Below are 21,931 nucleotides of genomic sequence, written 5' to 3' on the forward strand. Positions count from 1 at the left end.
TGGATTAACGATCGGTATAACCCGGATTCTGGTGTAATGATAGGTTAGTTTTCAACTCTGAAACGGGAATGGGCAACAGCTTGGCCTCAGGCCTCCAGTTGGGTTTGTCTTTCAATACCAGATCGGCCTGACCGCGGCGCTTGAGGTCGAACCAGCGATGTCCCATTTCTGCGAACAATTCTACAGCGCGTTCCCTTGCGATGAGCCCCAGCAGTTGTGTTTGTGGCGTTGCAGCAGGAGTAGCCAGGGTTAGTCCCGCCCTTCTCCTAATGGCATCCAGATCGGCAATGGCCAGGCCTGTCTTATTAAGTTCGGCCCTGGCCTCTGCCCTGGTCAGGAGCACCTCCGAAAGGCGCATAAAGGCCAGCGCCTCAGTTTTGGCCGTTCCTGTCCCGGCGCGCAGCTTGTACTTGTAGGGTGAATAATAAGTTTTGGTTTGTCCGGCCGCAGTGATTGTACTGGTGTAAATCCAGCTTGTCCTCCGCTGATCTAAGGGGGCAACTTTTGGAAATTGATATATGAAAGCCTCCGTAAACTGATAGGTAGGGACCGTAGTTGCTGAGGCAGGAACAAAAGCATAAGCCTCCCAGGTATACAATAGTGTACCACCTTGTAAGAGGTGTAAGATCACCTCTTTGCTCGACAATAGAAAGGCATTGTTGAGGTTATTTTCCAGCGTATAGAAGGTGGCTCCTGCTGCATCCTTAGCCTCTACCACCTCTGTAGCCTGTGCTTCGGCATTGGCCCAGTCGCCAAGGTACAAGTATACCCTGGACAACAATGCTTTGGCAGCGAATCGATTGGCACGAATCCGTGGTAAGGCAGTAGTGGCACCCGGATAGGCGACACCCAGGTTTTCTGCGGCAAATTTAAGGTCATCTACGACGACCTGATAAACGGCTGCAGATGCCGCCCGCGGTAGCCTGGCATTGACGCGGTAATCATCCGTCAAGGCCAATGGCACATCTCCAAAAAGATTGACCAGGTAGAAATAACTGATGGCCCGAACGAAACGGGCTTCGGCCACATATTGTGTTTTTGCTTTGTCGCCAATGGCATCTGATTTGGGCACGTTGATGATGGCCAGATTGCTCAAATAGATGGTATTGTACAATGCATTCCAATAATAGCTTAGTGCCGTATTTTGCGGACTCACCGCATTTATGGAGAACTCGTTATAAGTCGCTGTAGGGTTGTTGCTGAACATTTCGTCTGAACTGACACCCAGGCCAACAGACATGGCCCCACCGAGGCCAAAATTGGTAGTCCTGACCAGGTTTAGGTACAAGGCACGTACCGCAGAGGCAATTTTAATTTCCGAATCGAATGCCACTTCAGTAGGTACTGAATCGATAGGCAAATCGACTTCCACGAATTTTTTACATCCCGCTGCGGAAATACAGGCAAGGACGATCATCAATTGGGCTACTTTTTTATATAAGATATTCATGAGCTCTGGTGATTAAAGTGATAATTGCAGACCGCCGGTGATTGTACGCAGCGGCGCCATTCTGGTATAGTTCTGAGTTTCCGGATCGCCGACTTTGTACCCGGTGATCAGCAAAAGGTTCTGTCCCTGCAGGTAGATGCGGCATGAGCGGATGTGCGCCGCGCTGAGCCATTTGACCGGTAGTTCATACGAAAAGTTGACGTTCTTGAGCCTCAGAAAAGAGGCATCTGTAAACTGACCACTTGAAAACATAAAGGCATACATCCCGGACGTACCTAAAATAGACCCAGCGGAAGTGGTGTAACGCTGTACGTCTGTAACCTGATCTGCTGCCTGCCAGCGCGACAAGGCTTCCGTAGGTACGTTGAAGATCATACCCGGTGGATTGTAAAGGTTATTGGTCTTCCAGCTCTTGCCCAGCTGCTTGGTGAACTGAACAAAGAAACTCAGGCTGAAGCGCTGGTAGCTGAAATTATTGGTCAAGCCGCCATAATATTTAGGGTCGGTATTGAAAGTGCCGCTAAAATCTGCGCCTCCCAATAGGTTATCTCCATTCTTATCCTGAGCTTCATACAATCCTGAAGTAGGATTTACCCCTAAAAAAGTAGCTGCAAAAGCCTGGTTGAGGGGCTGACCTATGGTATAAGAGGTGGCATAACTGGAATTGGCCAGGTCAGGGAAAGCTTTCAACTTGTTTTTTGGAATGGTGATATTGAAATCTGTACTCCAGCTCAGGGCAGCAGGGCTATTGCCTTTGATGTTTTTGCTACTCAGGGTCAATTCTAAACCCTTGTTTTCTACCTCCACACCGTTCAGGTTATTGACAATACTGCTGAAGCCTGTGGTACCCGGCAATAGGTAGCTCACCAAAGGATCTGAAGAAATATTGCGGTATGCGGAAGCAGTAAATAAAAAGCGGTCCTTCAGGAAACCCAGTTCGAGTCCTATCTCTAACTTATTGTTGCGTTCCCAGCGGAGCAGCGGGCTATAAAGTTTGTTGGGCGCCAATGTGGCCGAATCACCATAAGTACTGCCAGCGATCCAGGTGTCCAGGTAGGCGTAATCGGCAATCTGGTCGTTACCAGTCACTCCGAAGCTAGCCCTTAACTTACCGTAACTTAGAATGCGCTGCGCTTTCATGAAATCCTCATTACTGAATAACCAGGCCGCGCCTGCGGCACCGAAGTTAGAGAAACGGGCCTCCGGACCAAAACGGCTGGAGCCATCGCGTCTGCCGGTTAGGTTGAGCACGTATTTGTCTTCCCAGTTGTAATTGATCCTTCCAAAGAAAGCCTGATAGCTGTATTGCTTCAGGGTATTGCCCGCTGAGAGGGTAATGGCACCACTCAATGAGCCCAGAAGATCATCGCTCGCATAACCATTACCAGTGGTGAGCAGCGTGGTGTTTTCACGCTTGTTGTAAGTAGCCCCCATCAACACATTGAGTTTCCCTTTGCTGATGTTCTTGTTGTATTCTAACTGAGGTTCGACAATCCAGTTTTGGTAACTGGTATTGCCAAAACTGGACAGACCTGCAAGGTTGGCCTTGAAGGGATTTTGCGCAGATATAGGGGTAACCCGTCTGTCGGTATTCAGTGTAGCATTATAACCCAGGCTACTACGGATACTGAGTTCCGGCGTGAGCTTATAATTCAGGTTGGCGTTGGCATTCAGATTGGTCATTTTGGAGAAGTACTGCTGATTCATCGTAGCCAGGGGGTTGTCCTTTGCATTGGAAGTACTATATCCACCTTCGCTCCAGGCCAGGCTGCCGTTTTCATTGTACAATTTGTAGTTTGGGGGCAATAGGATCGCGGCGGCCAGATCGCCAGCTACAAGGTTGCTGTTGCTGATCGAGTAGAGTCCAGAGAACTCCAGAGTAAAACGCTCATCCTGAGAAATACTCCTGGAACTAAAATTGGCAGAAAAGCGGTCACTGAACAGGTCGCCCGGCCACACTGTTCCTTCTTTATGGTAGCCGCCGCTGAGGCGATAGGTGGTCTGCTTGCTTCCTCCGGAGAAACTGACCTGGGCATCCGTGGTATGTGCGGTGTTGCCTACGAGTAAGTCTGCGAAATCGGTATACCGGTTTTGGTCCCAGAGCAACAGGTCGTAGGCGTTGGTAGCAGTTTTGGTGACCTTATCATTGGCGAAAGCTTCGTTGCGCATTTCCAGATATTGCTCCGTATTCATCATCTTCGGCAGCCTGGAAGCTTTGCTGGCTCCTGTGTAAACATTGGCATTCATGGTCATTTTCCCAGCCTTACCTTTTCTGGTGCTGATCAGTATGACGCCATTGGCACCCCTACTGCCATAGATCGCTGTCGCATCTGCATCTTTCAGTACATCGATACTTTCAATATCTGCAGTATTGAGTCCGGCAAAAGCACTCAGACCATCGCCGGTGACCACACCGAATGGTCCTGCTGCGCCATTCACTTTGTCATTGTTGGCCGCCATAGGCACGCCATCAATGACGAACAATGGCTGGTCAGAGCTGTTGTTCCTGTCGAAATTTGCACGTCCCCTGACCTGTACGTTGACCCTTGCTCCGGGTACACCTGTGCTCTGACTCACGATCATGCCGGCAATACGGCCCTGCAGGGCCAATAAAGGATTGTCTACCGGCTGCTTTACCAATTCCTCTCCGGTAACCCTGGAGATGTTGCTGGTAGCCAGACGCTGCGAACCTTTGCGGTACCCTTCCACAGAAATTTCATCCAGTTTGGATACATCGGTTTCCATATTGATCAAAATATCCTCGCGGGTTTTGCCGATGGCAACTTCCTGCAATTTGTAGCCCAGGTAAGTAACCACCAGGACAGGTTTCTCTCCTGCATTGCTGATGAAGAAATCTCCGTTGGCATCGGTCAACACGCTCCTCCCGGTTCCTTTTAGGCTGATGGTGGCGCCGGACAATGGAGTTCCATTTTCCCCGACGACATGTCCGCGTATATCACCATCCTGAAAAAGACTACTGATGCCGTTGAGGGCTTTGTCCAGAAATGAAGTTTTTTTATGAGAGACTACTACGAATTTATTTTCAACGGTGTACTCCAATGGCTGGCCTTCGAATATCTTTTCCAGTACCTGTGGAAGTTCCATATTCTTTACGCTCAGTGTAACAGGCTTAGCATTGCTGAGCATGCCGGTAGTAACGACGAAGTCGACATTACTCTGTTTTCGGATCTGATCGAATACCTTGACCAGAGCTGCGTTTTTTTCCGACAGACTAATTTTCTGTCCGAAAGAAGCAGCGCTGACTTGCAGCATGGTGGTGATGAGTACTAAGGTGGTTAGCCGCATAATCAGCAATAGTTTAGATAGGGCACATGGCATGCCCCACAGTTTTTTGGTGTAAAAAATGTACATTTGTTTAGTTGGTTTAATTGTATTCCCTGAAAAATTTTATGATTGATGCCGACGATTTTGAGCCAGTAGTGTTTGCAGCACTTCTGGCTTTTTTTTCGGTACATCGCTGAGTAGCTATTTCTGAACGACGACCCTCCTTCCTGCTATGGTAAAATGAACTTTTCCTGTTTTTGTGAGCATTTTCAATACTTCACTGATATTTCTGGACCTTGAAAATTTGCCGGTAAAGCCTTCTTTGGTGAGTTCCTTTCCAAGTTCATATTCGATGTTGTACCACCTGGACAGGCTTTCCATCACTTCCTGGATCGGGGTATCCTGGAAGGAGAAATACCCATTTCTCCAAGCCATGACAGCGGCGGTATCGGCCTCGGCAACTTGTATTTTTCCCTGCCTGTTTAGGGCTTGTTCGCCCGGACGTAGCCTGGTATTTTGCACAAGTACGCTGCCTTCGAGCAAGGTAGTAGTTGCCAGTGGTTCTTCAGGATGTGCGTGGACATTGAAATGTGTACCCAGGACTTCAATATCCTGATTGCTGCTTTTAACAATAAAAGGATGGTTAGGGTCTTTGGCCACTTCGAAGTAAATTTCGCCCAGGATGCTTACCGTCCGGCTTTTTGTTTTTCCAAAAGCAGAAGGAAATTGAATAGAAGATGCAGAATTGAGCCAGGCCTTAGTTCCGTCTGGCAGGACAACCTGATATTGTCCGCCACGCGGAGTGTTTACAGAAAGCATCTGCACTTCCCTGCCCAATTTGGACAAAGAAGAACCAATATGAGTTTGATCGTTGTATTGTACATTTGAGTCATAGATGACCACGCCTGTCTTGGCATCACTAAGCGGGATGTCTTTGCCATTGGCCAGATGGAGCGTTGCGGTATTTTTACCAGGCGGGATGTCGTTTTTTAGGATGAGGGCATAAGGATCGGTATTCTCCGACTGGAACATTGATAAAAAGGAGGAATCGTAATAGAACCAGAGCCCCAGGGTAAATGCCAGAATTGCTGCCCAGAAGGCAATTTTCCTAAGCGCAAACAACTGGAGCTGGGGTCTGTCGGGCGCGGTTTTTCCTGCAACATTTTCCCACATCAGCGCTTTCAATTCCCTTACAGGTATATTCTCCGGCAAATCTCCGGTCTGCATTTGTTTGAGGTAGAAGCGCTCCACAAGTGTTTGCTCCTCTGGTGTACAGTGACCAAGAAGGTATCTGTCGATAATTTCTTTTGCGGATTGTTGGTCCATTTCTTTCTGGCTTAGTATCTGTAAGACACGTCCCGAACGCCAAGGTAGTAGATGAAAATAAAAAAAACAGAAAAGATCTTTTATCTAGCGGAAATTCCATAGGATCACAGCCAAAATCAGGTTTTCTTTTTTGTTGAGTTTGTCCTTCATTATCCCTAAAGCATTGCTGATCTGTTTCTTGACGGTCTTCTCGGAGATGCCCAACTGTTCGGCAATTTGCTTGTGTGACAAATGGTCTTTCCTGCTGAGCTCGAATACTTCCCGCATTTTTGAGGGTAGGTTTTGGATGATCTCTTCGATGGCCTGCAGCAATTCCTTTTCTTCCAGCAGCTCAATGGTGGTATTGCGGTGATCGTCGAGGTAAAGGGCAAATAAGCCGATGTAATCACTGCGAACCTGATTGTCGCGGATGCTGTTGAGCACTTTATTTCGCACTGAAGCATAGAGATAGGCAGCGAGGCTGGAGCTAATGTTTAATACGGAGAGGCTGGACCAAAGCCCTATGAAAACTTCCTGAACAATATCCCGGGCCAGCTCTTCATCCTGCAACATTTTCCTGGCCTGGATGTAAAGTACAGCCCAATACCGCTGATAAATTTCAGCCAAAGCATCATGATTACCCTGTTTCAGCAGGGCAATCAGCTCCTGATCCGAAAGTTGCTCCTGTTTCTTCATTTGCGATCTCCGTTTCAATAATAAACAAATTATATCAAATGTGAATCAGGGTATGACGCTATCGGTTAAAATGAAGCCTTGGTTTGATATGTCATTTCCAGCTCAACTTGCTTTTCGAAGCACGTATTATTTGGTTAAAAAAAAGTACTAATACCTGTTTTGTAAACAAATTTGAACCTTTATTAAAAAGTACAGATTTTAGTTGATTAACCAAACTCCCCTGTCACTATGTATCACAAAAACCTGGTTCCTTACTACCAACTCTTTGACCATGCGCCAATGGCGGCGGCTATTTTAGATGTCGATGAGTTGAAATTACAGATGGGGAACAGGCAGGTATTTGAACTATGGGAAAAAGACCAGACGATTTTGAGCGTCCCGCTTCTGGACTTCCTCCCTGAACTGATCGGGCAGCGATTTCCGGGCTATCTGGCAGAGGTGGCTAAAACCGGTAAAACCATCCAGGAAAAAGGGGCGCGGGTAATGCTGGAACGCAATGGAAGACGGGAATGGGTTTTTATGGACTACAGTTACTCTCCTATTTACAATGGCCGCCATACGCCGAGCGGGATCCTGGTGCTGGCCACAGATGTTTGTGAGCGCGAGTTGAACAGGTTAGTAGTACAGCAGTCCAGCCGCGACTTACGTAACTTAGTGATGTCAGCTCCTGTACCTATGTGCATTTATATGGGTGAAGAGTTTAAAGTGGAAGTGGTCAATGACCACATGCGCAATCTTTGGCAGGATAAACCTCAGGTACCGAATGCGATCCTGAACCATGTGCTCGTGCACCGTATCCCCTACACTTCCACAGAAAATGGAATTACTTACTCCTATACACCTTTAGGCTCCATTGAAAATGGCACCGCAGGAATTTGTGTGATAGCGACGAAAGGCAGCTAATCTATCATTGATGAGTAATTTTTTGTATCTTAGAAATACAAATCTATAACCAAATGAAATTATTCGTTGCTCTTGCGCTCTGCCTCCTGGTTTTTGGCCAGTCTAATCTTTCTGCTGAAGAAAAAATACCTCGTAAATTACATGGCTATTGGCTGTTTGACGGTGGCAATAAAGGAAACTGGGATGAAATTCTGGTAGGAGAAAACTTTGTGGAGCTCCTCTGGGACCTGTACCGGGTAGACAGTCTGCGTGAAAATTCCGGAAAATATGAGCTGTGGCTCTCGAATAAGGATAAAGGTATAATTTCATTGCACATAGAAATGAAGGCCGACAGTCTGGCGAATTTTAAATTCGACAAACTGGACAACCCGATCACGGCAAAGCTGAACAGCCGCCATCCGGATATTGTTTATTACGATGCGCCGGAAATGCAAAAGAAAATAGCAGGTAACTGGATTGCAGCGGATAACCTCAGCAAAGAATTTAGTCTGCGCGACAAGCAGATGTTGCTGGACGGGAAGCAATGGGAAGTGCTGTGGTTTGGTGAATACCTAAAGAAAGAATACAGAGCCCTGCTTCGGGAAAACGGCAACCACAGGTTGGTGTATTTTAAAAAACGAGGCCCCTTACTCAATATAGGTGGCGACGGAAAAGACCTGAACTACAGTAAAAAACCTAAATTCCCTGCTATCTTGCAAGTCCTGGGCAATTGGTACGAACCTACTGCCAATCAGTGGACATTTGGCTTCTTTGAAGATTTCGCCATTTATAAGGGCCAGTTTTGGGATTATGAAAAGTTCAGCTTTAATGGCAGCACAGGTCAGGTAGTTCTGACTGACCACAAGAAAAAACTCACATTATCTCTTTCTAAAAGTGCGGCGAATACATTGGCAATCAAAGTAGGCAAAGCGCCTACAGTAAAGTATGAACTTGCCGGAAACCGGCTCCCTGGCTTCAACAAGAAGGATGAAGCGGCCTTCAAGAACACCCACTTTCAACGTGTGGACACTGCGTATATTACTGGTTACCTCCGCAACGCACCCAATCAGGAACCTTTCGGTATATCTTATCACAATCCACTTTCGGATAATGAAGAAACGGTCTATGGTGAACTGGATTCCCTGGGCAGATTTGTGGTGAAAGTCCCGCTGTTCAATACTACCCAGGTATTCCTTGACTGGCGCAGGACCAACAAAATGGATGTACTGGAGCCCGGTGAGCGGTATTTTCTTTACTATGATGCCAAACAATTCCTGATGATGGGCGATAATGCACGCCTTCACACAGAATTGAGTCAATATGAAGCCTATAAGGCCTTCCCATGGAACCAGGAGGAATATGATCAATTGGAAAAACTAAACGGACTTCCATTTCTAACTGCCCAGAAAGCAAAGCTTCAAAAAGCGGATGCATTTTCAAAAGCCTATTTTGATCAGAACCCCAACCTCTCTGCAAAATTCAAATACTTTGTAAACAATTTTAACCGCTACAACATGGGCCGCGACCTGATGCAAAAACGCTTCAGACTGGACCGCCAAAACGGGGAACGTTTTCCAAAGGAGTATATGGCTTATGTGACGGACACAGTCTTTAAGGACCCCGTTGCTCCTTTTACCCTCATCCGGGATTTTTCTACTTTCATCCGTGATTATATAGATTACGAAAAGGAAGGGACCCCGGGCGGCGGAACCTCGGTAAACCATAGCGAGGTATTGCTCAAATTAATCTCGTCGAATCAGATCCAGGCCTCTGCAGCAGAAAAGGAAGCGGCAATTTTGGAATGGAAAGCGGACAGCCTTGCGCTGGTAGATTCCCTGGGAGCCGCAGCATTTGCGAAAACCATCAGTGCTGATCAAAGGAGCCTGACCAGTAAGCTGAAATCAAAGCATCAAAATGAGATGAACAGCGCAGCAACAGATTTGCTTTGGGAAAGGGTTTTGGGCAAGGAACTCGAATTTTACGAAAAAACGGTTTCGGATCCTGACCTCCTGAAACCCCAGATCAGCAAATTGCTTTACCAATATTTGGAGCGGACCAGAAAACCGATGGACGCCCAGGAATTTCAAAAGTATACGACCAAAATCAACTCACCTGCACTGGAAGCCAGTGTAGTCGCTTATCAAAAACACCTGATTAAGTTACCTAAAATGGATTTTGCCTATGCGGCAAGTTTGAAAAATACTTCGCACTTAAAGGAATCGAAAGATGCGGATTCTATTTTCAAATCCCTGATCGCGCCTTATAAAGGCAAAGTGATCTACCTTGATGTCTGGGGCACCTGGTGCCAGCCCTGCCGTGAAGAAATGAAATTTGCCAACGCAGCGAAGGATGCATTGAAGGGCAAAGATGTAGTTTTCATGTACCTGGCAAACAACTCTCCGGAAGAATCCTGGAAGAATATTATCAAGGAAATGAACCTGACGAGCGAAAATACGGTTCATTACCGCCTGCCAGACCTGCAACAGTCATTGATCGAGCGTCGTTTGTCTGTGAAAGGCTTTCCGACATTCATGCTGATCGATAAGGAAGGAAATATTGTGAATACGGCCGCACCACGTCCAAGCGAGAAAGACAAACTGGTCAGTTCCGTGAGTGACCTCTTAAAATAAGCTTTGAGCATCATTTGATGCTCAGGCTATACTTGAGCTTCCTCCCTGGTTCAGGAAGGAAGCTCTTCCCAAAATCATTGCTATATAGGGCTGATTCCGTGGAGTCCGCCAGTCCATCCTGGTAGGCAAATCCGAAGCAGCCCTTTTCTGTAGCTGATTTCAACAAAAAAACATATTGTTTTCCGGAACTCAGTTGAATGCCGGGATTGAGGCTGAACTTTTTAGCTGACCAACCGATCTCCGTCCTCGGGATGACCAGGGAGACCAATGCTTTCCCGGGTTTGATCTTTCCCTGCTCTGCTTCATAGAATTCCAATGTCAGGTCTTCTGTCGGATAACCACTTTTCAGGGTAGTGATGTAGAACCGGTTCAATAATCCGCTGGAACCAGCTGTAAAAGTCTGCGCTCTCTGGATTTTTCCACCAATGTCGCAGAAGGCTTTGTAATCCCCTTCTTTGGATGCCTTCACCGCTTCACCCGGTTTTTGCCTCATCCGAAAAGACTGGATGCACTCCATTGGCTTAATGGAACCATCTTCATTAAAACTAAGCGGTGCCCAATAGAAATTGGCCAGAGCTTCATTTTTCGCGGCATTGTTCCATAGGTCGCTGCCATATAAATAAATTGTCTCTGAATTGAGTTTAATGGTCGATACAAAAGAAGGTTGTCCGCCACAGGAATTATCACTGATCCTAATACCCTCAGACCAAGGTCCAAGTGGCGATTTTGCAGTCTTATAAGAAGTGCCTGTTCCGGCGCAGTAGCCACAGTTCGGATCTGAGTAAGTCAGGTAATAGGTTCCTTTACGTTTGAAAAGCCCTGGTGCTTCGGTATTTCCGGTGGTTACCGCAGTGGAAAGCATTCCTGTACCGTTGAGGTAATCGTCGCTGAGTTGTTCAATGACGATGGCTCCTTTTGCCCTCCAGTCGGTAATGGCAATATAGGCGGTACCGTCATCGTCGACAAACAGGTCGTGATCCCCGTTGTTCAGCCCGGCAGCCGGCATGTTTTTGTTGACCTCAATGCGGGGCTGGTTTACCTCCACAAAAGGACCTGTAGGTTTTTTGGAGGTAAAAACACGGTAACCGGATACATTGTCGTACACATTGATCCAGAGGACATAATTCCGGTTCTTTTTGTTGTAAACCACATGCGGCCGAAAGCAACCATACGTTTTGCCATCACAGCGCGACTGCCAGAGTGGATTTGCAGCATTGAACAAAAATCCCTCATCCTTCCATTGTTCCATATCTTTAGAGCTGTACACTTTAAAGCCGCAAAAGGGTGCAGTTTTATTGTTCCATTCAAAACCGCAGTCATAACTGGTACCATAGAGGTAATAAGTACCTCCGAAATAAGCAATTTCACCATCGTGGGCATCTACTGCATTTCCCAGCTGATCAAATTTGGTAATTTGCTGGCCGGAACTGGTAAAGTTTTTAACCTCCTGGCTGTAGCCGACCAGGACTAAGAAACAAAAAGCAAGTGTTGAATACAATCTCTCCATAAACCAAAAATAGCGGATGTAGATTTCCAGGGTTATTAGAATTTGACATAAAGGTTGTACTTTATGACTTGCTATTCCAGCTCCGCTTTACCAATATCCCGCAATCGGTATGCGGTTGGCGTCAATCCCGTTTTTGCTTTAAAGAGTTTTGAAAAATAGAAATGGGACTCGAACCGGAGTTCATAGGCAATTTCTTTGACCGGAATGCTGTGGTCGGAAAGCAGCTCCTTGGCTTTCTCAATTTTTAGCTGAATATAAAATTGACCGGGTGAAATGCCGGTGTAAGATTTGAACAATTTCCTAAAATAGGAATAACTGATGTGGAGCTTTTCCGCAGCCTGCTCTGCAGAGAATTCAGTAGTCAGATTAGACCGGAAGAGCACCCTGGCCTTATTGATAATATTTTCTTTGTCCTCATTCATTATTGACCGGCCGGTAACTGCCGCATGAATGCTTCCCAGCAAATGCAAGGTGGCACCTGAAATTAATGACTGATAACCAGCCTTTTCCCTTTTTGTATGTTCAATGACCGAATTAAATAAACCGAATACCTGCTCATTGATGCCAATTTGGATACAGGGGTTCCCTGGGTCGAAAAATTGTGCACTGACCAGGTCATCGATCACTTTCCCCTTGAAACCGATCCAATATTCGTCCCAGCCATGCTGTACGGATGGCCTGTAGCGGTGCCTGACTCCGGGAAACAATAAGATAACAGTACCCGCTTCTACCTGACGGATGACCTGCTCAGACTCAAAGATTCCACTACCCTCGGTGACATAGATCAGCTGGTATTCATTGAGCACACGGCCATTCTGCCACCTGAAATGATGGTGCGTAGGATGCGGACTGGTGGGATAATTGCTGGCGGGTGCAATGTGTGTGCATCCGGCATTCAATACACAAAGGCCCCAATCCTCATCCCTTTTACTGACCGGCAAATATTTGTAATAGTTGACCATTATGAAAAAATTTCGCCATAAGGTACAAACCAATTGTCAAATTCTACAACAGCCGGTGGCGAATACCTGCTATTTTTGTTTAAGAAGGTTGGTATGATTTAGAACTCTTGCAGGTCAGGACAGCGCAGGTTGCCACCGCCCCGCATTAGTAATATAATTGCTCAACTAAACAATACACCAACACCAAGCCCCTAACCTTCTAAACCAAGTGAATAACCAAATACTACAACAGGAACCGACTAACAGACATTACTGCTAAAACAATTTTCTTGCATCAGAACACAGTATAGCATTTTAAAATTTAAGAGAAAGGATTGATATGATTTAACGATTATTCAAAGAAGTCTTTAAGCCCCCTTATTCCAGTAAAGGAGCAAAAAGACCTTATTCAAATGTACATGATTTTAAACGCAGACCGGCCTAACAGGTGACATCCATTGCCGGAGCTGCAAGCAATTCACATTTAAACAGGTGTAAAAGTATGAAAAAAATACTTATTCTCCTTGTGTGCTCGGTCATTGGCCATACTTTCCGGGTATCTGCCGCGAATGCCAAGCATACAGGAGTATTCAACAACAAAAAAGTAGCCAGTACACTATATATTGGCGCATCAATGTATCAGCGGATCCTCACCGGAACCGTATATGACGAGACAGGGGTCGCGATCCCCGGCGTAACGATTAAGGTACAGGGTTCCGTACCAGAGCGTGGAGTAATGACCAATACCGAAGGAAAATTCAACATTCAGATCAATAGCGAAAGCGATGTGCTGGTCTTTTCCTACGTGGGCTATACCATCCAAAAAATTACAGTCGGCGACAAAAAGACACTGGATGTCAAATTGCTCCCTGACGAGAAGAATGCACTGGAAGAAGTTGCCGTTGTGGCTTTCGGTACCCAAAAGAAAGAAAGTGTGATCGGCTCCATCACCACGGTGCGACCGGGAGACCTGAAAATCCCTTCGAGCAACCTGACTGCCTCACTGGCAGGACGGGTAGCCGGCGTAATTGCTTACCAGCGGAGCGGCGAGCCTGGCAGAGACAATGCCGATTTCTTTGTCAGGGGCATCACTACCTTCGGTGCAAACACCAGTCCGCTCATCTTAATTGATGGAGTAGAACTGAGCACTGTGGATCTGGCCAGGCTACAGACGGACGATATTGAAACATTCTCTATCATGAAAGATGCAACGGCCACTGCCTTATACGGAGCACGCGGTGCAAATGGCGTGATCCTGGTGACCACTAAAAAAGGGGTGGTTGGTAAAGCCAATATTTCCTTCCGTGCTGAAACTTCAGCTTCAATGCCTACGGACAACATTGAGCTTGCAGACCCTGTCACTTACATGAAACTGGCTAACGAAGCTGTTGCCACACGAAATCCACTCATGGACCTTCCCTATCTGGAGGAAAAAATAGTGAACACTGCTGCCGGACTCAATCCCTTAGTCTATCCCGCCAATGACTGGAGAAAAATGCTGTTTAAGGACAATGCCATCAACCAGCGCTATAACCTGAATGTGAGGGGCGGTGGGAGCATTGCCACTTATTATGTTGCAGGAGCTTATACCAGGGACAATGGGGTGCTCAATGTAGATGAACGTAACAACTTCAACAGCAACATCAACCTGAAAAGCTATTCCCTGCTCACCAATGTGGGCATCAATTTGACAAAATCTACAGAACTCAACATCAAATTGAGTGGAAATTTCGACGACTATACAGGGCCACTGGACGGTGGAGCCGAAATGTACAATAAAGTCGTCCATTCCAATCCTGTCATGTTTCCCGCATACTATCCCACTGATGCTGACCACCAGTTTGTAAAACACATCATGTTTGGCAATTATGGAAACAATTCGGCAGGCTATATCAACCCCTATGCTGATATGGTAAAAGGGTATAAAGATGAGTCGAGGTCGCAGATGCTCGCACAATTTGAAGTGAAGCAAAATTTAGAATCGCTGACCAAAGGCCTCTCCATTAGGGCAATGCTCAACCTGACCAGGATCTCCAGCTTTGGTTTCAGCAGAAATTACAATCCATTTTACTACCGTCTGGCAAGCTATGACCAACTCAGCGATCAATACCGCATTTCCAAAATCAATGAAAATGGCACGGAGTACCTCGGATTCACTGAAAACCCAAAAAATCTGAACTCTACATTCTACCTGGAATCGATGGTCAACTACAACCGGGTTTTTTCGGAAAAACACTCAGTAAGTGGCTTGCTGGTAATGATCCAGCGGGAATCTCTTACGGCAAATGCCGGCAGTCTGCAAGCCTCCCTTCCGGGCAGGAACCTGGGTGTATCGGGACGTGCTACGTATTCTTATGACCGGCGTTACTTTGCCGAGTTCAACTTCGGCTACAATGGTACAGAAAGATTTGCGGACAAGAACAGGTTCGGCTTTTTTCCATCGGCGGGTGTAGCATGGAGCTTATCCAATGAAAAATTCTTTGAACCCCTGAAAGGTGTGATCAGTAATGCCAAATTGCGCTATACCTACGGTCTTGTGGGTAATGACAGGATTGGTGATGCAAATGACCGCTTTTTCTACCTCTCCAATGTGAACATGAGTGAGGGTTCCAGGGGCGCGACGTTTGGGCGCGATCAGAATGTATACCTGAACGGAATTATTGTGAACCGGTACGCCAATCCGGAAATCAGCTGGGAGCGGTCTATCAAACAAAATATGGCAATAGAATTCAGTCTTTTTGGTAAATCCAACATCATTGCTGAATACTACACCGAAAAAAGAAGTGACATCCTGATGAACAGGGAGTCCATTCCCAGCACGATGGGTCTACCTGCAGGCAATATTCCTAAAGCCAATATCGGTAAAGCATCGGGCAATGGCGTGGACATTTCTGCCGATTTTCAACAGGCATGGAGTAAAGATTTATGGGCCTCATTCAGGGGTAATCTAACTTACGCCAAGAGTAAATACCAGGTCTTTGAAGAACCCGAATATCCCGAAGCCTACCGCTCAAGAGTAGGTAGTTCACTTGCCCAGAACTTCGGCTATATCGCAGAACGCCTGTTTGTAGATGATGAAGAGGCAGCCAATTCACCAAGGCAATTTGGACAATATGGTGGTGGAGACATCAAATATACCGATGTGAACGGCGATGGACGGATCAATGAGGCAGACCGTGTGCCAATCGGCAATCCGGTAACCCCTGAGGTAATCTATGGTTTTGGTTTCTCCCTGAGCTATAAAAAATTCGACTTCTCTGCTTTCGCCCAGGGCTCAGCAAACCAATCGTTCTGGATAGACCCTTCTGCTACCTCTCCCTTCAATAACCAGACCCAACTGCTGAAAGCTTATGCTGATAGCCATTGGTCTGAAGAAAATCAAAATGTCTATGCCATCTGGCCAAGATTGAGTCCCACCATCAATGAAAATAACAGTCAGACCAGCACCTGGTTTATGCGTAATGCTTCATTCCTGAGGCTGAAGCAGGTAGAATTTGGCTACAGCCTTCCGCAAAGTATACTCAAACGCATCAGTGCAAGTGCTTTTCGTGTGTACCTGAACGGGAGCAACCTCTTCATGCTGAGCAAATTTAAAATGTGGGATGCTGAAATGGCTGGCAATGGATTGGGATACCCTGTACAGAAGGTTTTCAATGTTGGCTTAAACCTTACTTTCTAAAGATTATAGATGATAGTTATGCAAAATATTAAAAAAGGAAAATGGATACTAGGGGCTGCGGCACTGGTACTCCTGTCTATACTGGGCGCCTGCAAAAATTACCTTGATGTAGTGCCGGACAATATACCGACGATAGAGAATGCTTTTACTATGAGGTCGGAAGCAGAGAAATACTTATATACCTGCTATTCTTACATGCCGAAAGATGCTGACCCCTCTACCAATGCCGGTATCCTGGCGGGTGATGAAATGTGGGGTTATGAAAGCCCTGTACTGCCGGAATTTGACCACAGGATGTTCAACATCGCCCGTGGCCTGCAGGGTACTGACAATCCGGTAGGTGTATTTTTATGGGATAACCTCTTCAGGGGTTTACGTGATTGCAACATCTTCCTGGAAAATATCGAAAAAGTACCGGACCTGACAGCCCAGGAGAGAATTGAATGGGTGGCGGAAGTGAAGTTCCTGAAAGCCTATTATCACTTCTATCTATTGAGGATGTACGGTCCGATTCCACTGATCAAAAGTAACCTTTCTATCGATTCAGACATCGGCACCGTACGTGTTTCCAGAAATACGGTAGACGAGTGTTTTGACTACATCAACCAATTGTTGAATGAAGCCAAAGACAATTTGCCTTCCGTAATCGCAAACCCGGCCAGGAACCTGGGGCACATTACCAAACCCATAGCTTATTCCTTAAAAGCAAAGGTACTGGTCAGTGCAGCCAGTCCGCTCTTCAACGGAAACCTGGAGATGGCCTCTTTAAAAAACAGAGATGGTCAGCAGCTTTTCAATCAGACCAGATCCACTGTGAAATGGGACTCTGCCGCAGTTGCATGTAAAGCAGCCATAGAGGTCTGTAAAACTGCTGGCAATACACTTTATAAATTTAACCCTTCCGTTTCGGTGGTGACCCTCACACCATTCATGAAAACCCAAATGGACCTGAGGATGGCTTTTACCGACAAATGGAACAGTGAGATCATTTGGGGAAATACGCAAAGCACCACCAACCTGATGCAAAGGATTTCTGCTGCAAAAGTAGATTTTCAAAACATGGGCAACCCAAGGGTGATTGGAGAGCTGTCTCCGACATTGAAAATTGCGGAAATGTTCTATACCAAAAACGGAGTTCCACTGACTGAGGATAAAACACGGCTCAATACAGGTTCTGCAATCAGAACTGCCACAGCAGCAGAGCAGTTGCAGATCAGGAGAGATTATGTGAGTGCTGCAATAAATTTTGACCGGGAACCGAGGTTCTATGCCAGTCTGGGTTTTGACGGAGGAATCTGGTACGGCCAGGGCAAGTATGATGATTCCAAACCGCTGGAGCTGTTCTATGTATCGGGCAGGAAAGGACAACCGAATGCGAGCAACAGTACAGATGGAAGTTCGGTGACCGGATACTACGTTAAGAAATATGTACACTATCAAAATGTACAGGGAACCGGTGTGAATGACTACAGCATCAACGAGTATGCCTGGCCGGTAATGCGTCTGGCACACCTGTTTCTGCTGTATGCAGAGGCACTGAACGAATCTGCAGGTCCGACAGACGAAGTATATGATTACATCAACCAAGTGCGTGAACGTGCCGGACTCCCTACAGTACAGCTTTCCTGGACAAATTTCTCTACGAACCCTGCAAAATATACCAGCAAGGACGGGATGAGGGAAATCATTCAACAAGAGCAACTGATCGAACTGGCGTTTGAAGGACAACGTTTCTGGGACCTGAGGCGCTGGAAAACCGCTCCACAGGAATACAACAGGAAGCCGATCTCCGGATGGGACCTTTCTCAAAGTGATCCTGTGTTCTATTATCGTCCAAAAGTGATCAATGACCAGAGGTTCGGAATCAAAGATTACTTCTGGCCAATACGCGACAGAGATCTGTTGGTCAACAAAAATTTAGTTCAAAATTTAGGCTGGTAGTCAGCAATTCAAAAACAAAAATATAAACAGATGAAAAAATTTCGCTACATCATGCCTGTACTGCTACTGTTGCTGGGACAGGCTTGCAAAGAGGAAGAACGGCTGGATCACATGGATGCCAATGCTGCAGCCCCTCAGCAAGTGAGCAATATCCGGTCAACCGGAACCCCGGGGGGAGCCATGCTGACCTATAAGATACCTTCGGACGAAAATCTGGCTTATGTAAAAGCCGTATATGAAATCCAGCCCGGTGTTTTTAAGGAAGGCAAAGCCTCCTACTATACTGACACCATCCGGTTGGAAGGCTTCGGCGACACAAACGAATATGATGTGAAAGTATACAGCGTGGGCAAGAATGAAAAAGCTTCCGAGCCGGTAAGTATAAAAATCAGGCCACTTACTCCTCCCGTCATCAGTTCCTTTGAGGCGCTGAGCATAGAAGCAGGTTTCGGTGGGGTGAAAGTCAGGTTCAAAAATGAAACGGAAGCAAATCTGGCTATTGTCCTGGAATCAGATACCGCTGGCAAGGGACTCAATGCGCCCCTCCAGACTTTCTATACCAAAGCCAGGGAAGGCGCTTATTCTGTAAGGGGACTACCCTCTTTGGAGCGTTCATTTTCGGTCTACCTGCGGGACAGATGGGGCAATAAGTCTGCCGTGCTCACAAAAAAAATAACGCCTTTATTTGAACAGGAAGTACCTAAACCATTCGCTTCATTGCGCCTGCCTACGGATTCCTATTTGCCAGTGGAATCAGCCTATCCAATGGAAAGGATGTGGGATGGACTGGTAGACATCTGGATTTTCGCCTCACAAAGTACAGCGTTGGTTCAATGGTTCAGCATCGACTTGAAAAAAGAGGTAGTATTGAGCCGTATGAAAATGCACCAGCGGTCGCCCAACTACACTTATGGTGGAGCGAATGTTAAGGTATTTGAACTCTATGGTTCTAACGCACCGGCTACGGACGGCAGCTTTAACAACTGGACACTGCTGGGCAAGTTCCAGTCCTTTAAGCCTTCGAAACTACCGACCGGTCAGAATAGTGCGGAAGATTACGATTATGCCTATACCAAGGGGGAGGATTTTGAATTTCAGGAAACACCTCAGGCTTATCGCTATTATCGGTTCAAAACCCTGGAAACCTGGGGTGGTGGCGGTGGCTGCCACATTACTGAGCTCAGTTTCTTTGGTAAATTTTAAATAGCTGTTCAATTAAAATTACAACAGATGAAAACAAGACTATATTATATATTGATAGCGATAACCGGGTTTAGCCTATTTACCGCCTGCAAAAAAATGGACAGTACCTATAAGCAATTCATTGTAGAAGGAGGTATTACCTATCCGGGAAAAGCAAAATCTGCGGTCCTCCACGGTGGTAATAAACGAGCAAAGCTGGTCTGGCTGAGAGGCACTGATCCCAAGATTGTGAAAACAAAGATATTCTGGAACAGCAACCAGGATTCCGTAGAGGTAAATATTCCCGCTGGTCAGGATCTGGCAAGCTATACCTTCAATAACCTGCAGGAAAATTACTACATATTCAGCATCAAAAACTATGATGCAAAAGGACGTCAATCTGTAGCAGTAGAAGTTGGGGGAAATGTATACGGTGAAAAATACCAGAGCAGGATATTGGAAAGGCCGATAAATACTGCTTACCTCAAAAATTCGAACATCCTGTCGATCAACTGGAACGTAGCAGACACCGTAACCGGGGCCTATAAAACAGAAGTAGAATACACAAGTACTGCAGGTATGCTGAAAACCGTCCGCTTCAATGCCGCTCAGCTGGTGACGGACATTGCAGATTACCGTCAGGGTACCTCATTAAAATACCGGACACTTTACCTCCCGGATACAGCGGCTATCGATACATTCTATACCAGTTACCTGATCAAATCGGAAGTCTTGCTGGACAAAAAAGAATGGACTTTAACCGCATTCTCCGATCAGTATTCTTCAGGCAATGAAGCCGCAAAGAATATGATAGATGGTAATCAGTATACACGCTGGCACACCAATGGTTCTGCATATCCACATTGGATCACTGTGGATATGGGTGCAGTCAGGACCATTAAGCGATTCAGCACCTTAAATTCATTGTATGATGGTCCTGGAGGTGATAACCGTGCCCCTATCCGTATTAGATTCGAGGTCAGCATGGATAATGTAACCTGGACCAATGCAGGTGAATTCAGTAGCAACAATACCATACTCAGTGAGCAATTCTACCAATTGCCCGCTGCTGCTACGGGCAGGTATTTTAAACTAACTGGTCTGCAGGGTCCGGCTGGCAACAGCCAGTATATGGTCCTGGGAGAAGTAAGCGCCTACATGTACTAAGCAGATATAAAGTTCATTACTCAGACTAAAAATTCGATGAAAAAGCCAATGGGATTTAATCCCATTGGCTTTTTTTTGAATGAAGCTGCTAGAGAGAAGCCCGTTTGGTGTATACAAAAGGTATCTCTACATGCCCGCTGGCTCTGTTGATGACCATCTCTGCGGCAACCCGTCCCATAAATACGAAATCAGTAGAAATAGTGCTGATCCCTCCCAAGGTAACACGTTTTAGTGCGGTTTCATTATAGGAGATCACGCCTACATCTTTACCTATCTGGTAACCATGCTCAATAACACGGCCGAGGAGTGTCACTAAATCTTCCTCGACAAGGTCAATAAAAACATCACCCGGATTGATCTGTGCAGTCTGAATGTCTTGAACCTCCATATTCGGATACTGATGGTACTGACAGAATCTGCGGAAACCCGCCAGGATTTCTTTCGGGAAATAACGTCCATCTGGAGTTATGATCTTTAGCATCTGGTATTTCCTTAAGTCGGGCAGCGCTTCTTTAAGCGCCTCGTAGATGTTGTTTTCAAAATCCTGTCTGACCATGGATACGTTACCTCGTATTCCTTTCATTTGCCGGTCCATTAGAATGAGCTTGTCGCTGGGAAGGTCATTGATCATGGCAGCAGCCCGTTCCTCCCCAGCCTCAAAATGCGGGGCTATGACATAGTGGGAATAGTCACTATGGGCATTACTTAGAAATCTTTCAAAAAGCAGGATATCATTGCTGTATATAAACAAATCTATCGGAATGTCGTTGCCCAGTACGCTTACAAACTCGTCATAGACCGTCTTTTTATGTGCACTGAGCTTGTTCAGTAACAACAATACGCTGAGTTTACGTACATAACCCCGGTCCTTCACATAATAGCCCTTACCCGGAACAGACTCAATAAAACCGATGTCCTTTAAATGCTTGTAGCTTTTTTCAGCGGTATCCCTGGAAACTTCAAGTTTGGCACTTAGCTCATTGATGGATGGGAGGGTAACGCCCCGCTTCAATCTTCCTTTTTCCACTGCCGTAACAATGGCTTCAGAAAGCTGGATGTACTTGGGCCGCCAGCTGCTTTCTTTGATCAGGAAAAAATCACTATAGTCTTTTGCTACCATTGGTTGTACCGAAAAAGAACCTTACACATGATTATCTTTAAAAATGGGTTAGTTAAGTTCAAAATCCCTTTTGTCTAAGATTTAAAGATACCAACATCTTTTCAGTATTACAACCAAATACCAGTTTGAGTTCGAAACTCGCCGGA

Annotated in this window: 13 protein-coding genes; 6 read left to right on the top strand and 7 right to left on the bottom strand. The window is 46.1% G+C overall.

Annotation, left to right across the window (positions count from 1 at the left end; genetic code table 11):
- Nucleotides 1-4: 4 nt before the first annotated feature.
- From WAE59_RS19720 to WAE59_RS19735, 4 genes are all read right to left on the bottom strand, one after another.
- On the bottom strand, nucleotides 5-1,450 hold the full coding sequence (locus WAE59_RS19720) for a RagB/SusD family nutrient uptake outer membrane protein (protein WP_337857703.1): 1,446 nt from the start codon (nucleotides 1,448-1,450) through the stop codon (nucleotides 5-7).
- Nucleotides 1,451-1,462: 12 nt separating this feature from the next.
- Nucleotides 1,463-4,822, bottom strand: a complete 3,360-nt coding sequence (locus WAE59_RS19725; RefSeq protein ID WP_337857704.1) for a SusC/RagA family TonB-linked outer membrane protein — start codon at nucleotides 4,820-4,822, stop codon at nucleotides 1,463-1,465.
- 114 nt (nucleotides 4,823-4,936) lie between these two features.
- Entirely contained in the window at nucleotides 4,937-6,061 is a 1,125-nt protein-coding gene (locus WAE59_RS19730) for a FecR family protein (protein ID WP_337857705.1), read from the bottom strand.
- A gap of 84 nt (nucleotides 6,062-6,145) precedes the next feature.
- On the bottom strand, nucleotides 6,146-6,736 hold the full coding sequence (locus WAE59_RS19735; RefSeq protein WP_337857706.1) for an RNA polymerase sigma factor: 591 nt from the start codon (nucleotides 6,734-6,736) through the stop codon (nucleotides 6,146-6,148).
- Nucleotides 6,737-6,964: 228 nt separating this feature from the next.
- Here WAE59_RS19735 and WAE59_RS19740 point away from each other — a divergent pair, with 228 nt between their 5' ends.
- Nucleotides 6,965-7,639: a PAS domain-containing protein gene (locus WAE59_RS19740; RefSeq protein WP_337857707.1), complete on the top strand. Its 675-nt coding sequence runs from the start codon at nucleotides 6,965-6,967 to the stop codon at nucleotides 7,637-7,639.
- 53 nt (nucleotides 7,640-7,692) lie between these two features.
- Complete coding sequence (locus WAE59_RS19745) at nucleotides 7,693-10,248, top strand: TlpA family protein disulfide reductase (RefSeq protein ID WP_337857708.1); 2,556 nt, start codon at nucleotides 7,693-7,695, stop codon at nucleotides 10,246-10,248.
- A gap of 10 nt (nucleotides 10,249-10,258) precedes the next feature.
- On the opposite strand, the gene WAE59_RS19750 is transcribed toward WAE59_RS19745, so the two are convergent.
- Together WAE59_RS19750 and WAE59_RS19755 are read right to left on the bottom strand one after the other, a co-directional pair.
- The gene (locus WAE59_RS19750) at nucleotides 10,259-11,755 is read right to left on the bottom strand and encodes a family 43 glycosylhydrolase (RefSeq protein ID WP_337857709.1); all 1,497 of its coding nucleotides are present in this window, start codon (nucleotides 11,753-11,755) and stop codon (nucleotides 10,259-10,261) included.
- A 71-nt stretch (nucleotides 11,756-11,826) separates the two neighbouring features.
- Nucleotides 11,827-12,717, bottom strand: coding sequence for a helix-turn-helix transcriptional regulator (locus WAE59_RS19755; RefSeq protein WP_337857710.1), 891 nt, complete (start codon nucleotides 12,715-12,717; stop codon nucleotides 11,827-11,829).
- A gap of 481 nt (nucleotides 12,718-13,198) precedes the next feature.
- Between WAE59_RS19755 and WAE59_RS19760 the strand changes: the two genes are divergently transcribed.
- The 4 genes from WAE59_RS19760 to WAE59_RS19775 are packed head-to-tail and all read left to right on the top strand — an operon-like array spanning nucleotide 13,199 to nucleotide 20,665.
- Nucleotides 13,199-16,375 carry a SusC/RagA family TonB-linked outer membrane protein gene (locus WAE59_RS19760; protein ID WP_337857711.1) on the top strand — a complete coding sequence of 1,059 codons (3,177 nt, stop codon included), beginning with the start codon at nucleotides 13,199-13,201 and terminating at the stop codon, nucleotides 16,373-16,375.
- 18 nt (nucleotides 16,376-16,393) lie between these two features.
- Nucleotides 16,394-18,316 carry a RagB/SusD family nutrient uptake outer membrane protein gene (locus WAE59_RS19765; protein WP_337857712.1) on the top strand — a complete coding sequence of 641 codons (1,923 nt, stop codon included), beginning with the start codon at nucleotides 16,394-16,396 and terminating at the stop codon, nucleotides 18,314-18,316.
- A gap of 30 nt (nucleotides 18,317-18,346) precedes the next feature.
- Entirely contained in the window at nucleotides 18,347-19,519 is a 1,173-nt protein-coding gene (locus WAE59_RS19770) for a DUF5000 domain-containing lipoprotein (protein ID WP_337857713.1), read from the top strand.
- Nucleotides 19,520-19,546: 27 nt separating this feature from the next.
- Nucleotides 19,547-20,665 (top strand): DUF4998 domain-containing protein, encoded by a 1,119-nt coding sequence (locus WAE59_RS19775; RefSeq protein WP_337857714.1) that lies wholly within the window; start codon nucleotides 19,547-19,549, stop codon nucleotides 20,663-20,665.
- A gap of 88 nt (nucleotides 20,666-20,753) precedes the next feature.
- Here the strand turns inward: WAE59_RS19775 and WAE59_RS19780 are convergent, their stop codons facing one another.
- Nucleotides 20,754-21,785 carry a GntR family transcriptional regulator gene (locus tag WAE59_RS19780; RefSeq protein ID WP_337857715.1) on the bottom strand — a complete coding sequence of 344 codons (1,032 nt, stop codon included), beginning with the start codon at nucleotides 21,783-21,785 and terminating at the stop codon, nucleotides 20,754-20,756.
- Between the last annotated feature and the right edge of the window lie 146 nt (nucleotides 21,786-21,931).

Source organism: Pedobacter sp. GR22-6, assembly GCF_037402555.1.
Classification (GTDB): Bacteria; Bacteroidota; Bacteroidia; order Sphingobacteriales; family Sphingobacteriaceae; genus Pedobacter.

Coding starts and splice junctions, on each gene's coding strand:
- WAE59_RS19770 (WP_337857713.1), top strand. CDS start 18,347: ATGAAAAAATTTCGCTACATCATGCCTGTACTGCTACTGTTGCTGGGA.
- WAE59_RS19775 (WP_337857714.1), top strand. CDS start 19,547: ATGAAAACAAGACTATATTATATATTGATAGCGATAACCGGGTTTAGC.
- WAE59_RS19760 (WP_337857711.1), top strand. CDS start 13,199: ATGAAAAAAATACTTATTCTCCTTGTGTGCTCGGTCATTGGCCATACT.
- WAE59_RS19735 (WP_337857706.1), bottom strand. CDS start 6,736: ATGAAGAAACAGGAGCAACTTTCGGATCAGGAGCTGATTGCCCTGCTG.
- WAE59_RS19755 (WP_337857710.1), bottom strand. CDS start 12,717: ATGGTCAACTATTACAAATATTTGCCGGTCAGTAAAAGGGATGAGGAT.
- WAE59_RS19730 (WP_337857705.1), bottom strand. CDS start 6,061: ATGGACCAACAATCCGCAAAAGAAATTATCGACAGATACCTTCTTGGT.
- WAE59_RS19765 (WP_337857712.1), top strand. CDS start 16,394: ATGCAAAATATTAAAAAAGGAAAATGGATACTAGGGGCTGCGGCACTG.
- WAE59_RS19750 (WP_337857709.1), bottom strand. CDS start 11,755: ATGGAGAGATTGTATTCAACACTTGCTTTTTGTTTCTTAGTCCTGGTC.
- WAE59_RS19780 (WP_337857715.1), bottom strand. CDS start 21,785: ATGGTAGCAAAAGACTATAGTGATTTTTTCCTGATCAAAGAAAGCAGC.
- WAE59_RS19725 (WP_337857704.1), bottom strand. CDS start 4,822: ATGTACATTTTTTACACCAAAAAACTGTGGGGCATGCCATGTGCCCTA.
- WAE59_RS19740 (WP_337857707.1), top strand. CDS start 6,965: ATGTATCACAAAAACCTGGTTCCTTACTACCAACTCTTTGACCATGCG.
- WAE59_RS19720 (WP_337857703.1), bottom strand. CDS start 1,450: ATGAATATCTTATATAAAAAAGTAGCCCAATTGATGATCGTCCTTGCC.
- WAE59_RS19745 (WP_337857708.1), top strand. CDS start 7,693: ATGAAATTATTCGTTGCTCTTGCGCTCTGCCTCCTGGTTTTTGGCCAG.